The 13,864-nt window shown below is 47.1% G+C and carries 12 protein-coding genes and 1 pseudogene; 12 read left to right on the forward strand and 1 reads right to left on the reverse strand.

Going from position 1 to position 13,864, the window contains the following annotated elements; translation table 11 throughout:
- Positions 1 to 609, reverse strand: a pseudogene (locus RMO27_RS17130) (pyruvate:ferredoxin (flavodoxin) oxidoreductase); the annotation flags it as partial.
- Positions 610 to 1,040: 431 nt separating this feature from the next.
- Here RMO27_RS17130 and RMO27_RS17135 point away from each other — a divergent pair.
- The 12 genes from RMO27_RS17135 (at position 1,041) to RMO27_RS17190 (ending at position 13,826) form a co-directional block, all read left to right on the forward strand.
- Entirely contained in the window at positions 1,041 to 1,739 is a 699-nt protein-coding gene (locus RMO27_RS17135) for an MBL fold metallo-hydrolase (protein ID WP_309734713.1), read from the forward strand.
- A gap of 69 nt (positions 1,740 to 1,808) precedes the next feature.
- The gene (locus RMO27_RS17140) at positions 1,809 to 2,435 is read left to right on the forward strand and encodes a rhodanese-like domain-containing protein (protein WP_309734714.1); all 627 of its coding nucleotides are present in this window, start codon (positions 1,809 to 1,811) and stop codon (positions 2,433 to 2,435) included.
- A 28-nt stretch (positions 2,436 to 2,463) separates the two neighbouring features.
- The gene (locus tag RMO27_RS17145; protein WP_309734716.1) at positions 2,464 to 3,696 is read left to right on the forward strand and encodes a SulP family inorganic anion transporter; all 1,233 of its coding nucleotides are present in this window, start codon (positions 2,464 to 2,466) and stop codon (positions 3,694 to 3,696) included.
- 12 nt (positions 3,697 to 3,708) lie between these two features.
- On the forward strand, positions 3,709 to 4,338 hold the full coding sequence (locus RMO27_RS17150; RefSeq protein WP_309734719.1) for an STAS domain-containing protein: 630 nt from the start codon (positions 3,709 to 3,711) through the stop codon (positions 4,336 to 4,338).
- 96 nt (positions 4,339 to 4,434) lie between these two features.
- Complete coding sequence (locus RMO27_RS17155) at positions 4,435 to 5,967, forward strand: carboxylesterase/lipase family protein (protein ID WP_309734721.1); 1,533 nt, start codon at positions 4,435 to 4,437, stop codon at positions 5,965 to 5,967.
- A 60-nt stretch (positions 5,968 to 6,027) separates the two neighbouring features.
- On the forward strand, positions 6,028 to 6,537 hold the full coding sequence (locus RMO27_RS17160; protein WP_309734724.1) for an N-acetyltransferase: 510 nt from the start codon (positions 6,028 to 6,030) through the stop codon (positions 6,535 to 6,537).
- 75 nt (positions 6,538 to 6,612) lie between these two features.
- Positions 6,613 to 7,488, forward strand: a complete 876-nt coding sequence (locus tag RMO27_RS17165; protein ID WP_309734726.1) for a substrate-binding domain-containing protein — start codon at positions 6,613 to 6,615, stop codon at positions 7,486 to 7,488.
- Between the two features lie 2 nt (positions 7,489 to 7,490).
- Positions 7,491 to 10,145: an ATP-binding protein gene (locus RMO27_RS17170; RefSeq protein ID WP_309734728.1), complete on the forward strand. Its 2,655-nt coding sequence runs from the start codon at positions 7,491 to 7,493 to the stop codon at positions 10,143 to 10,145.
- Positions 10,135 to 11,373 carry a hybrid sensor histidine kinase/response regulator gene (locus tag RMO27_RS17175; protein WP_309734729.1) on the forward strand — a complete coding sequence of 413 codons (1,239 nt, stop codon included), beginning with the start codon at positions 10,135 to 10,137 and terminating at the stop codon, positions 11,371 to 11,373. Before RMO27_RS17170 ends, RMO27_RS17175 begins: the two co-directional genes overlap by 11 nt.
- A 201-nt stretch (positions 11,374 to 11,574) precedes the next feature.
- Positions 11,575 to 11,907 carry a hypothetical protein gene (locus tag RMO27_RS17180; protein WP_309734730.1) on the forward strand — a complete coding sequence of 111 codons (333 nt, stop codon included), beginning with the start codon at positions 11,575 to 11,577 and terminating at the stop codon, positions 11,905 to 11,907.
- Between the two features lie 191 nt (positions 11,908 to 12,098).
- A complete protein-coding gene (locus RMO27_RS17185) occupies positions 12,099 to 12,560 on the forward strand; it encodes a plastocyanin/azurin family copper-binding protein (protein ID WP_309734733.1) in 462 nt (153 codons plus the stop codon).
- A 102-nt stretch (positions 12,561 to 12,662) separates the two neighbouring features.
- A complete protein-coding gene (locus RMO27_RS17190; RefSeq protein ID WP_309734734.1) occupies positions 12,663 to 13,826 on the forward strand; it encodes a hypothetical protein in 1,164 nt (387 codons plus the stop codon).
- The last annotated feature ends 38 nt before the right edge of the window (positions 13,827 to 13,864 follow it).

Raw genomic sequence — 13,864 nt, forward strand, 5'->3', positions numbered from 1 at the left:
TTCACTAGGAATCATTGCCTGTAATACTCGATCGTCTAACAACGCGACTTTTTGGATCTCATGAGAGGTACGAAACCCATCGAAAAAATGTAGAAAGGGAATCCGCGAGCCGAGAGTAGCACGGGTAGAGATCGCGGCTAAGTCCTGCGCTTCTTGTACTGATGACGAACACAATAGGGCGCAACCTGTCGATCGCACTGCCATTACATCACTATGATCGCCGAAGATCGAGAGAGCTTGAGTGGCGATCGATCGCGCCGCCACATGCCAAACGGTAGCTGTCAGTTCACCTGCGATTTTATATAAATTGGGAATCGTCAATAACAATCCCTGGGAGGCAGTAAAAGTGGTTGATAGTGCGCCCGCTTGCAATGCACCATGAATTGCGCCAGCAACTCCTCCTTCGCTCTGCATCTCAAATACAGCGGGAACAGTGCCCCAGAGATTGGGTTGATGAGCCGCAGCCCAGGCATCTGCCCATTCACCCATCGGCGACGCGGGAGTAATCGGATAAATCGCGATCGCTTCACTCAATTTATAGGCAACGCGGGCGACTGCTTCGTTGCCATCTAGGATAGCAAAAGTCGGGGAGAGGTTGACGCTTTCCATGTGAGCATTACCGGAAATCTTATTGCTCTCAGACTAGACAAATAAGTTGAGGACTTTGTGAAGAAGATGGCAAACCAGGCACAATCTTAACTGGATCGAGTGCTCAACCTCAAAACCTGGGCGACGATCGATCGCCTGAAGCAGAATAAAATTATCACTACACCAAAGATCGCCAGTAGCCAGTAACTACCGACTAAACCCTCTGCTCCTTTTTTACCGAGCTTTTTGGATTGCTATGATCCGACTTGTGCTACGTAGGCTTGCCTAGCTATTTTATACTCTCCGTATTTCCAAACATCCTTTTAGCACGATCGACTGCCAAACAATTATTTTAGCCCTCTAGCAAATATCATAAAAGTATATTACTATATAAGAATACAGTAAATTTAATTGATTTGCCCACTTGTAAACTACACCGGAGTTGAGATCTGATGCTATTTCGTCAACTGCTCGATTCAGAGACTGGTACCTATACTTATCTAATTGCCGACCTCGTAACCAAAGAAGCTGCGCTGGTCGATCCGGTCATAGAACAAGTCGATCGCGACCAGAAATGGCTCAAGGAGTTGGGTCTGACCTTGAAATTTTGTCTAGAAACCCACATTCATGCCGACCACATTACCGGAACTAGCAAGCTGCGGGAACTAACGGGTTGTGAAGGGATTGTGCCCGAACATGCCCATGTTGCTTGTGCTAGCCGTTCAGTGCAGGATGGCGAAGTGTTACGGGTAGGAGAGATTGAAATCCAGGCGATCGCAACTCCTGGTCATACTGATAGTCACATGGCGTACCTTGTGAATGGAACTCAGGTGCTGACTGGCGATGCCTTGCTAATTCGCGGTTGTGGTCGCACGGACTTTCAAAGTGGCGATGCGGGGACTTTGTACGATCGAGTGACTCAACACCTGTTTACCTTGCCTGACGAAACGCTGGTTTATCCAGGTCATGACTACAGAGGTAATACGGTTTCGACGATCGGCGAAGAGAAACAATGGAATCCTCGGTTTGTCGGACGCAACCGCGCTCAGTTTATCGAGTTTATGAATAATCTCGATCTACCCAATCCTAAAAAAATCGCCGAAGCTGTACCCGCAAATGAGCGGTGCGGCAGAATGGCTAGCATGGTTTAAATTAATTAATAATTGATAATTGATAATTGATAATTATTAAGCAACATATTTCCAAATTATATATTTATTATGACAACTAAAAATACTCTGATTCAAGTTAAAAATAGTGTTGATCGTTGGCGGAGTTCGACTCCGCTCACTACAAGTAGCCTCTCCCCTGGATCATCGACTGAAAATCAGCTTAAACTCGTGGATGCCAAAACCCTGAAAGATTGGATCGAACGAGACACCGTGTTGTTAGTAGATGTGCGCGAACCCGCTGAACATGCAGGCGAACATATTCCAGGATCGATCTTGTTACCTTTGTCTAAATTCGATCCGACACAAATGCCTACCGATCCTGATAAAACCTTAGTCCTCTATTGCCGCACGAGTAATCGATCGCAACAAGCCGCTCAAAAACTCTTGGCAGCAGGTCATCTGGAAGTCATCCATCTCAGTGGTGGTATCGGTGACTGGAAAGAGCAAGGTTTACCAACTAAAGTTAACAAAAATGCCCCGATTAGTTTGATGCGACAGGTGCAAATTGTCGCGGGTTCCTTGGTATTTACAGGGACGATGTTGGGTGTGTTTGTATCTCCTGCATTTCTGATTTTGAGTGGATTTGTCGGGGTGGGATTGATGTTTGCCGGAATCACCGATACCTGTGCGATGGCGATGTTGTTGGCAAAATTGCCCTACAACCAGAAAGTGTAAAGTTAGACAGCGGTTAAAACCGCTGCTAATGTTGCAAAGTCCGCCTGCGCGGACTAAAACTAGAGTAAATATTTGCTTAACCGTTGGCGTAGCCTGCGCTTTGCGCTTACAGGATTGGGTTGCCATGTCTAAATCTAGGATCGAGAAACCTTTACTAATAACTAAATTCAGCCGCTATATTCCAGCTTTGGATTGGTTATTGAACTATCGATCGCAGTTCTTAGTTGGGGATATTACGGCGGGGATTATTGTCACGAGTTTGTTGATTCCCCAAAGCATGGCTTATGCTTTATTGGCAGGTTTGCCGCCCCAAGTTGGACTCTATGCCAGCATTCTCCCAGCTATTTTGTATCCCTTAATTGGCACAAGTCGGGTGTTAGCAGTCGGCCCAGTTGCAGTAGATTCTTTAATGGTAGCAGCGGCGATTGCCAATTTTTCGCCGCAGAAGCCCTCAGCCTATTTAGCCTTGGCTGTCACCCTGGCTTTTTTAGTGGGCGCGATCGAGATTGTCATGGGGGTGTTGCAGTTGGGGTTTCTAGTCAACTTTCTGAGTCGATCGGTTACTTCGGGCTTCATTAGCGGTGCAGCGGTAATTATTGGCTTTAGTCAGGTCAAACATTTACTCGGTTTAAAGATTCCGGCGACGGAATCATTTAGTGAATTAGTAACATTAATCATTCGCAATCTCTCGCAAACTAATTGGCTGACAGTGGCTTTAGGGGCAGCCAGTGTGGGAATTTTAGTTTACTTCAATCGTCCTTTGGTAAAACAATTACAACAGCGAGGTTGGAGCGATCGCCAAATTTTACCCATCTCTAAAAGTGCGCCGTTAGTAGTAGTTATGCTCGGCACTTTATTAGTTTGGGGACTACATTTAGATCGAGTCGCAGGCATCAAAGTTGTCGGCAATATTCCCGCTGGATTATCGTCCTTGACGCTCCCATTGTTAGATTGGCAAACCTTAAAGTCCTTACTCCCAGCAGCGTTGGCGATTAGTTTAGTTGGCTATATGGAAGGCTATGCAGGCGGACAGGCATTAGCTAGCAAACGGCGAGAAAAGATCGATCCTAATCAAGAATTATTAGCCTTGGGTATCGCTAATTTAGGCGCGTCTGTAACTGGGGGCTATCCGGTAACGGGTGGGGTGAGTAGATCGGTAGTGAATTCGGCGGCTGGAGCGAATACGGGGTTAGCTTCGACCGTCACGGGGGTATTGGTGGCGGTGACGGTGATGTTTCTCACGCCCCTGTTTTACTTTTGACCCCAAGCTTGTTTGGCGGCGGTAATTATTACGGCGGTTTATACGCTGATTGATGTCGCGACGCTGCGGCGAATGTGGGCGTATGACAAGGGCGATGCGATCGCCTGGTTGACCACGTTTGGAGCGGTATTAGCGTTGGGTGTAGAGAAAGGGATTATGTTGGGTGCGCTGATTGCTTTAGCGTTGCATCTGTGGCAGACTAGTCATCCCCACATCGCGATCGTCGGACGGTTGGGGGATTCCGAACATTTTCGGAATGTGTTGCGCTACGATGTCAAAACCAGCCCGGAAGTTTTGGCGGTGCGGGTGGATGCCAGTTTGTATTTTGCAAATGCCAAGTATTTAGAAAACTTTTTAACTCAAACGATCGCGGATCGATCGGAAATCAAAAGTGTGCTGTTGGTTTGCAGTGCGATTAATTTAATTGATGCTAGTGCTTTGGAACTTTTAGAGAGTTTAATTACCGACTTCAGAAGCTTGGGCATCCAATTCTACTTTGCTGAAGTTAAAGAGCCAGTGATGGATAAGCTCAATAAAATTGGTTTTGTAGATTATGTTGGTCGCGATTCGGCAGAGCCGACGCAACGCGAACGCTTTTTCTTGTCTACAGATATCGCGATGCGAGAATTGGCAGAAATTTAGAATTGAAGACCACTTGAGTTTTTTGATGTTTCTCACAAGTTCCTCAAACTGTTCGTTTACTCTCGATCTATAAGTTGATAGCAGAGAGATCTACCGATGAATGTAGTTATTAATAGTGTAGTCATCAAGACCAGGCAGGGTGAAGTGCGCGGCAGTGCGATCGATGGCGTACACTCATTCAAGGGAATTTCCTATGCAGCACCACCATTTGGAGCGAATCGGCTCCTCCCACCCCAACCAGTTGAGGCTTGGAGCGGCGTGCGAGATGCCTTGAACTTTGGCCCGACAGTGCCTCAGCCACTAGCTCCCTCATCACTCGACGATCTGCTCCCAAACCCGAATATCCCTGGTGAGGACTGCTTGAACCTGAATATTTGGTCTTCTGACCTCGGATCGATCGGGCATCCGGTGCTGGTGTGGATTCATGGCGGTTTATTTGAATTTGGAACGGGTGCAGCCTACGATGGCAGCCGCTTTGCCCGCGACGGCATCGTCTGCGTGACCATCAACTATCGTGTCGGTGCCGAGGGCTTCCTCGATCTGGGCGATGGCACCGCCAACCTCGGCTTGCTCGACCAGATCGCCGCCCTGGAGTGGGTACAGGAGAACATTGCCGCCTTTGGTGGCGATCCCGATAACGTCACCATCTGCGGCGAGTCGGCTGGGGCGATGAGTGTCGCTACACTGCTGGCGATGCCGCGTGCTGAGGGGCTGTTTTGCCGAGCAATTGCCCAGAGTGGGGCAGCACATCACACGATCTCGGCTGCGACCGCGCTGCGGGTCGGCCAGCACCTGGCCACACAGCTTGGCGTTGCGGCAACTAGAGCGGCGATCTCATTGGTTCCTGTTGATCGCCTGATTCAAGCTCAGGCAGAGTTGGATGCCGAGCTGGCCGCACACCCCGACCCTGATTACTGGGGTAGTGAGGTAGTGTCTGCCATGCTGCTGTGGCAGCCAGTAGTCGATGGGGACGTTATTCCCTCACCGCCGCTCGATCGGATTGCTGCTGGGGCTGGTGCGGGGATCGACATCATGGTCGGCACCAACACCGACGAGCATCGAGCGATGCTAGTACCTGGTGGCGCGATCGATTCCGCAAAGCGGAGGCTACGCCAACGAGTTACCCCCGATTTTCTAGCTAGTGCTGTAGCAGCTTACGGACTCCCCGTGGAAGAAACCCTCTTCGCCTATCGTGCCTTACATCCAGGTGCCTGCTCTGGCGACTTACTCGCGGCGATCCAGACTGACTGGTACTGGCGGATTCCCGCGATTCGCTTGGCCGATGCCCACGCGCTGGGTGGCTCGGCTACCTATGTGTATGAGTTCGCTTGGCAATCACCGGAGTTCGATGGACGTTTCGGAGCCTGTCATGGGCTGGAGATTGCCTTCGTCTTCGACACCCTTGACAAGAAGTTCAAGCCGTTTATGGGGCCGCTGCTCGGAACTAATCCGCCGCAACAGCTTGCGGACAAGATGCACGCCGCTTGGGTGGCATTTGCCACAAATGGAGACTGCGGTTGGCCAAAGTACGATCTTAGCCGCAGAGCAGCCATGCGCTTCGATCTCACCTCGGCAGTTGTGGACGATCCGCGATCGGCAGAGCGGATGCTGTGGGCAGGCGTGCGTTAGCGGCGGCATTGTTGGCAGCCCATATTGAAATCAATCTTTAGCCTTGAGAGCAAGATCGCCATGACCATCAAGATCCGCAGCGAATCACCCTCAGACGTAACAGCGATCGCGGCAGTAACGGAGGCAGCCTTTCTCAACGCCCCACATACCAGCCACACCGAGCAGTTTATCGCTAACGCCTTACGTAAAGCGGGAATGCTGTCTGTGTCCTTGGTCGCCGAGGATCATGGTGCGATCGTCGGACATGTAGCAATTTCGCCAATTACGATCTCCGATGGTAGTAGTGGCTGGTATATTCTTGGCCCCATATCTGTCACACCGGATCGCCAAGGTCTGGGAATTGGCTCTCAACTCGTGAAACAGGCACTAACAGAGTTATCCAAACTAGCAGCCAGCGGCTGCGTCTTGGTGGGCAACCCCAACTACTATGGTCGTTTTGGCTTTAAGCCAGAGCCAGCACTCGTTCTTCCTGATGTTCCACCTGAATACTTCCAAGCCATTTCGTTCGGTACAGAAATTCCGACTGGCATCGTCACTTCCCATGAAGCATTTAATGCTGACAAAAAATGATGTAATCACCCAAAATTTGGGAATCCTAAGCTTAAATCCCGATCGAGATCCTTGATTACCCCACCAGTACTACCGATGACGGCACAAAAATTAGTTGTTTTTTCGATCGGTGCGCTGATGCTGCTGTCCCTGAGCAGTTGCACACAAACTAATAGTGCCCAGCTAAATTCGACAACCTCAACCCCCGTCTCGATTAAGGTTGGTGGCTCAACCAGCACAGTGGGGTTACTCACCCTTTTGGAAACCAACTACTCACCGAGCCACAAAAATGTCAAAATCATTCAACTGAAACCAGGACAATCTGAAAGCATCATTGAGGGGATTAAGCTGGGAGTTGTGGATGTGGGCACAATTTCCAAAGCTGCTTTAAAAAAGGAAACACATAGCAGCATTTTGAATTCTCGTGAGATTGTCCAAGATTTGTTGCTAGTTGCTACTCATCCGAGTGTTACCGGAGTCAAAAATTTAACCACCAAAAATCTTCAGGATATTTATAGTGGCACTATCTCCAACTGGCAACAACTCGGCGGCCCGAATGCTAAGATTGTCCTGCTCGATCGACCTGATGATGAGTCTGCCAAGCAGATTTTGCGTAAATATTACCTGGGAAAAGATCTGAAGAATTCACCTAGGGCGGTGGTGTTTCGCAAAGAGGGGGAATTGATTGGGGCAATTGAAAGTATGCCCTACAGTATTGGTGCTTTTTCTCTCGCTTACGCCATTTCCCATCAGCTACCCGTCAATCGGCTCAGTATCAACGGATTTGCACCCACCTCAGCCAATTTTAAGGCTAATAAGTATCCAATGGTGCGCGAAATCGCGATCGTTTGGCATAAAAATGCGGCAGCAACAACCCAAAACTTTATTCAATATATTTCTAGTCCACCAGCAATTAGCGCGATCGAGCGGGCTGGTTTTCTACCTGTTATTAACCAATCGAGCGGGCAGTAGCGATGGATTTGATTGCTCGCTATTCACGACTCTCGGTGGCAGTCAAGTTATTGTCACCGTTATTAGCCACATTCCTGGGCTTATGGACTGTGGGAATTTTGGGCTTTGGGTTAGTTGCCAGAAATAATCTCGAACAAAATGCCCAAAAAGAGGTAGAGGACTTTGCTGCTTCGTTGCAAATCAATCTTCAATTACGGCAAGAAACGCTCAACTTGAAAGCCAGGGCGATTAGTACCAATAGTGATATTATCAGAGCCGTTGCGACTCAGGATCGTGCCCGGTTGCAACAAATATTGTTGCCAATTCAAGCTACATTCGAGCTAGATTTGGTGAAAATTATCGCTCCTAATGGCGACAGCTTATTGTGTTTACAGCAAGGAGAACTCCGCGCAGCAAAATTAAATGATGATGATGTCAATCGTTCGGCTCAGGCTGGGCTAGAGTTGTCTGGAGTAGTGACAACTACAAATACGAATTCGTCTGCCTTGGTGGGGTTGACTCCAATTAAATCTAGTTCCAAACTTCTTGCTGGTTTGATAGTCGGGAATGCTGTTGATGACGCGCTGCTCAACCAAATTCGGAATAATACATCGATGCATTTTGTAGCTTTTGAAGGCGAACAAGTGACAGCATCGACGCTACAGATCGATCGCCGTCGGCAATGGAAATTCCCCCAGGGTAACACATCGAGTTGGATGTCAATTGCGGGTGAAGACTACCTCGTTAAAACAGTCGAAATACTCAGTTTCGTTGGCGGAGCCTCTCCCGTGGAGAATCGAGCAACGCTGAAAATTGCGATTCTCAACAAAGCTACAGAAACCGAGGAAACAGAAAGCCAGCTATGGTTGTTGCTGATCGGCTTTGGCTTATTAGGTGGAATACTCGTCAGTGGCGTAAGCATTAAGGGATTTCGTGTCACCCAATCGCTGAGTCGGCGGATTCAAAACCTTACTCAGGTTACTCAGCAGTTAGCCGCTGGCGACTTGAGTATTGCCATTCCGATCGATACCCAAGATGAAGTCGGTGTGCTGGCTCAGGGTTTCAACCAAATGGCGGAGCAACTAACCGCCCGCGATCGACAACTATCGCAACAACTGCAAGAACTAGAAAGCACTCTGTCCGAACTGTATTATTCCGAACAGGGACTTCAGCAAATGAATGAAGAGCTAGAAAGCCGTGTCGCAAACCGCACTTGTGAGCTGCACCAAGCCAAACTACTCGCTGACGCTGCCAATCAAGCCAAAAGTGAATTTTTGGCAAATATGAGCCACGAACTGCGTACTCCCCTGAATGGCATCTTAGGCTATACCCAAATTCTCAACCGTTCGATCGCGCTTTCTAGCAAAGAAAAGCATGGCGTTAATATCATTCACCAGTGCGGTACTCATCTGCTCACCCTGATCGACGATATTTTAGACATTGCCAAAATCGAAGCACGCAAACTCGAATTCATATCTCAAGAAGTTTACCTGTCTTCTTTTTTACAGGATGTGGTCGATATTTGTCGTGTTCGAGCAGATCGCCAGGGTATTGAATTTATTTACCAGCCAGATCCGAATTTACCTAACAATATTGTCACTGACGAAAAACGACTCCGACAAGTATTAATCAACCTCTTGAGTAACGCAATTAAATTCACCGATCGAGGATCAGTAACATTTGCTGTCACAATTACAAATCTTGAATTATCGACGATCCGCTTTCAAATTACTGATACTGGAGTCGGAATTGCCGCCGATCGAATCGGGCACATTTTCCAAGCATTCGAGCAAGTCGGCGAGAAATCGCGCCAGTCGGAAGGTACTGGCTTGGGATTAACAATTAGTCAAAAAATCGTCGAATTAATGGGCGGTAAAATTCAAGTCCACAGCCAAGTGGGTGTAGGGAGTGAGTTCTGGTTTGAAATAACACCGCTGACAAGTACCACTGAGATCGAGCAAAAGCAGATCGAAGATACACCCACAATTATTGGCTATGAGGGCACACGCCGCCAGATTTTAATTATTGATGACCATTGGGAAAATCGATCGGTCTTAGTCGATTTACTAACGCCTTTGGGCTTTGAAGTTGCCGAAGCTGAAAATGGCAAATTGGGTTTAGAATCGATCGCCAAACTCTCCCCCGATCTGATTATTACCGATCTAGTGATGCCCGTTATGGATGGCTATGAATTACTTCAGCAATTACGGAATGATGGCGATCTCCAGCATTTGAAAGTGCTGGTTTCTTCGGCATCAGTCGCCCAAATCGATCGGCAACAGAGCCTAGCCGCTGGTGGTGATGATTTTCTCGCCAAACCACTCCAAATCAATGAGTTATTGCCATTATTAGCCAAACACTTACAACTCACCTGGAAATACGATCAAACTAACTCAAATCACAGTCTGTCACGGGAAGATGAGTCATCATCTTTTATAGAGCTAATTTTACCCTCTCCCATCGATTTACGAATTTTACTAGAACTGACTCAGGATGGAATGGTTCATAAATTGATTGCCACAGCCGAACAAATTGGGCAAGAAAATATTCTTTATCAACCATTTACGATGCGAATCATCAAATTAGCCAAGGAATTCCAGATTGATCGGATCGAAATATTCCTCCAAAAATCCCTATTTTCCCCATTATTATTAAACTCACTCAGTCATGACAACTAAATTAAGTGGACTAATCCTGATCGTCGATGATACGCCCGCTAACCTAGATACCATCTCTACGGTGCTGGGGGATGCTGGCTATGAAATCGCGATCGCTACCAGTGGAGAAAAAGCCCTACAACTGCTGCAACGCCGATCTCCCGATTTGATTTTGCTAGATGTGAGGATGCCCGGAATTGATGGATTTGAAACCTGCGATCGGATCAAAGCAAATTCTAAAACTTGCGATATTCCGATCGTGTTCATGACTTCTTTGATCGATCTCAATAATAAAATTAAGGGGTTTAATTGTGGTGCCGTAGACTATATTAGCAAGCCCTTTCAAGAACAAGAAATTTTAGCCAGAGTCAAAACCCACATCCAGTTACGGCTGCTAACTCAAAATCTCGAACAGCAAGTAGCTGAACAAACCGCCTCATTGAGAATAGCTAATGAAGCCTTAGCAAATGCTAATATCTCGAAAAGATTGTTCCTATCGACCATGAGTCAAGAAATTCGGACACCGATCGATGATATCTTGAGATTAACGGAACGGTTGCAAGAACAGAACCATGGAATACTTGATGGTCAACAAATCGATGATTTAGCTAGGATCGAGTACAATGGTAATCATCTCCAATCGTTAATTAATAACACTCTCAAGTTAGCAAATATTGAATCTGGCCAATTGAAATTGGATCTCGATCTCATCGCAGTTGCAGATCTGTGTAGATCTTGTTTAGTTGCAATCCAATCACTAGCCGATCGGAAAAATATCAGGTTAATATTGAATATCGAACCCAATCTGCCGCAGCTATCGATCGATGAAAGTCAGATGCGCCAAGCGATCCTGAATCTACTCAACAATGCTGTTAAATTTACAGATGCTGGTTCTGTCACATTGAGTGTCACCAAAGCAATGTTGACAAATAGCGAAAATATTTCCTGTGTTCGGATTGCAATTACTGATACTGGGATCGGCATTACTTCAGAAAATATCCAACAGCTTTTCCAGCCCTTTGTCCAAATCACTAATTTATTAGGAGAACGACATGAAGGCAACGGGCTGGGGCTAATTTTAGCGAAGCAACTTGTGGAGTTACATGGCGGTCAAATTAGTGTCTATAGTATTGAAAATGCGGGGAGCTGCTTTACGATCGAATTACCTGCTCGCGACTTGCCACAAATATCCCCCACTGTGCAAATCCCTCAACTGTTGACTGGCAATGATTGGGCACTGTCTAGCTAGAGTGTGGACGGACGGAATGAGCAAATCAGCGCAACACGTAAAGTACTAGGCAAATCAAGTAGCACGATCGATAGCTTCACCGATCGATTTTTTCCTTATTCCTCACAAGTTCCTCATCGTATTCCCTTAGCCTGAAAGTAATTAGGAGTGACGGAATCATCGGACGAACTAAAGCAAATGAAGATTTGGAGAAACATGATTATGACTACCGAACCAGAAACCATAATCGAGCCGAAAGTAGAACTGCAAACGATATCACCGCCGACAGCAACTGATGAACTGAGTGAAGTAAATCGGGCTGCTCAAGCATTGGTTGACGCTTTCAAAGGGTTAGCGCAGGTGAAGATCCAATCTGCCACTGATTTAACTGAAGAAACCCATCACAGTATCGATCGATCGGTGCAAGTATTGCGAGCTAAAGCTGATCGAAGCTGGCATACTGCTAGCGAGTTAGTGGAAGATATTGACGATCGAGTGCCGAAAGCTGCTAAAGCTGCCTGGGAAATACTCACATCTCCCTCAACCAACTCTTAACTATCAAGGAGATTGAATCTCACATGGAAAAGCGAACTGACAACAAATCGTTGGCGAAGCCTCTCTCTGAGAGAATCGAACGTGGCTTGCTTATCTTGTTAGCTTTAGCGATATTCTTGCTTTTTTCCATCCCAATGCCAGTATTCTAAAGTCATGTTCGATGACGGCTCACGATCGTCAGGATGTTAATTATGCGATCTCTAATCGACAGTCTCAGGTTTTGGTGCTGTTGCCTGGTCGCGTTAGTCGCGATCTACAGTTGCCAAGTATTACCTGCTTTGGCAGTTCCATTGCCAGTTGCTACCCCGAGCGAGCTAAAAATTAGTTTGGGAAATACTGCTAATGAACTCACGTTTTTCCCTAGTCAAATACAATTAGTCGCAGGTAAAAAATACAAGTTACTATTATCTAATCCCAGTCCTCAAAAACACTATTTCACGGCGCGAGAATTTGCCAGTAATAGTTGGACGCAAAAAGTTGATGCGGGTAATGTCGAAATCAAAGGCGCGATTCAAGAATTAGAATTACGTCCGAGTACTAATGCTGCTTGGGTGTTGGTGCCGATGAAACCGGGAAGCTATCAGTTACGATGTACGATTCCTGGACATACTGAAGCTGGCATGACTGGCAAGATCGTAGTCGCGACGAAATAGTTGAATATGACAACGATTCGTGGAAATTTGGATCGCGATGCAAATAGACAGTAAAATTAATATATGTTATTTTTGATATGTGTTGATTTTACTATCTATTTTATGAGAACTAATCCTGGCGGTGGGCTGGCACCAGCAGAAGTGGTAGGGCGCGATGCACTCATCGCCGATCTGTGGGATAAATTGGAGCGTCACAGCGTGATGATGACAGCCGAGCGACGGATGGGTAAAACCAGCGTGTTGCGGAAAATGCTAGCACAGCAGCCACCAGGGGTAACAGCATTTTATTGGGACTTAGAGAATATCCGATCGCCCGAAGCTTTGGTGCGGGAGATATTCAATAAGGTTAGTGAAGATCTTGGCAACAGCCAGAAATGGCAGGGCAAAGTTCAGCAACTGCTCAAAAACTGGGGATTGGGCGGGGAGAAGATTGCCGGACTCAGCTTACCCAAACCAGATTTGACTTGGCAACAACATCTTCAAGGCATGGTGCGGGATCTTTCTGCCCAAGTCGAAGATCGAGAACGCTGGTTATTTTTATTCGATGAGTTGCCGCTAGCGATCGATAACATCCGGCAGGATCGAGGAGCTAGCATCGCAATGGAAGTACTCGATACTTTAAGATCGATCCGCCAAGACTATCCCCAAATTCGGATGGTGTACACCGGATCGATTGGTTTACATCATGTGGTGGCAGAGCTAAGGCAGCAAGGATATCGGAATGCACCCACTAACGATTTGCCACCTGTAGAAGTAGAGCCGCTGGCTGAGTATGATGCGTGGAAACTGGCACAGGATCTGTTGATTGGCGAGAAAGTGGCAACTGAGGATCTGGCAGCAGTAAGTCAAGCGATTGCCTCAGCAGTCGATGGCAATGCTTTCTATATTCATCATAGTGTTGCCAGACTCAAAGGGATAGCTCAACCAATCGATGTCGCACAAGTAGAAGCGATGCTGCAAGCAGCGGTGCGTCAGTATGATGTTTGGGATCTAGGCTACTTTGAAAAGCGCATTGGTAGCTATTATGGAGAAAATGCCAAGTTGGCACTCCTAGCGTTAGACGAACTAGCTCCAGAATCAGCATTAACGATCGGTGACTGGTGGAATCGGGTGAGTATTCAGACACCAGATTTGGATAAAGAAGCTTTTCGCTCGACTCTCAACCTGTTAGAACAAGACCATTATATTTGTCGAAATGACGCGGGAGCCTATCGATTTCGCTTTTCGCTAGTGCAACGCTATTGGCATCAGCAACGGGGGAATTAGCAACATGGCGAACCAAATGATTTCGGCGTTTACGCCCA

Source organism: Chamaesiphon sp. OTE_75_metabat_556 (assembly GCF_031378165.1).
Classification (GTDB): domain Bacteria; phylum Cyanobacteriota; class Cyanobacteriia; order Cyanobacteriales; family Chamaesiphonaceae; genus Chamaesiphon.

What these genes read in the sequence shown, in the direction of transcription:
- RMO27_RS17135 (WP_309734713.1), top strand. Translation starts at nt 1,041, where the DNA reads ATGCTATTTCGTCAACTGCTCGATTCAGAGACTGGTACCTATACTTAT.
- RMO27_RS17140 (WP_309734714.1), top strand. Translation starts at nt 1,809, where the DNA reads ATGACAACTAAAAATACTCTGATTCAAGTTAAAAATAGTGTTGATCGT.
- RMO27_RS17145 (WP_309734716.1), top strand. Translation starts at nt 2,464, where the DNA reads ATGTTGCAAAGTCCGCCTGCGCGGACTAAAACTAGAGTAAATATTTGC.
- RMO27_RS17155 (WP_309734721.1), top strand. Translation starts at nt 4,435, where the DNA reads ATGAATGTAGTTATTAATAGTGTAGTCATCAAGACCAGGCAGGGTGAA.
- RMO27_RS17160 (WP_309734724.1), top strand. Translation starts at nt 6,028, where the DNA reads ATGACCATCAAGATCCGCAGCGAATCACCCTCAGACGTAACAGCGATC.
- RMO27_RS17165 (WP_309734726.1), top strand. Translation starts at nt 6,613, where the DNA reads ATGACGGCACAAAAATTAGTTGTTTTTTCGATCGGTGCGCTGATGCTG.
- RMO27_RS17170 (WP_309734728.1), top strand. Translation starts at nt 7,491, where the DNA reads ATGGATTTGATTGCTCGCTATTCACGACTCTCGGTGGCAGTCAAGTTA.
- RMO27_RS17175 (WP_309734729.1), top strand. Translation starts at nt 10,135, where the DNA reads ATGACAACTAAATTAAGTGGACTAATCCTGATCGTCGATGATACGCCC.
- RMO27_RS17180 (WP_309734730.1), top strand. Translation starts at nt 11,575, where the DNA reads ATGACTACCGAACCAGAAACCATAATCGAGCCGAAAGTAGAACTGCAA.
- RMO27_RS17185 (WP_309734733.1), top strand. Translation starts at nt 12,099, where the DNA reads ATGCGATCTCTAATCGACAGTCTCAGGTTTTGGTGCTGTTGCCTGGTC.
- RMO27_RS17190 (WP_309734734.1), top strand. Translation starts at nt 12,663, where the DNA reads ATGAGAACTAATCCTGGCGGTGGGCTGGCACCAGCAGAAGTGGTAGGG.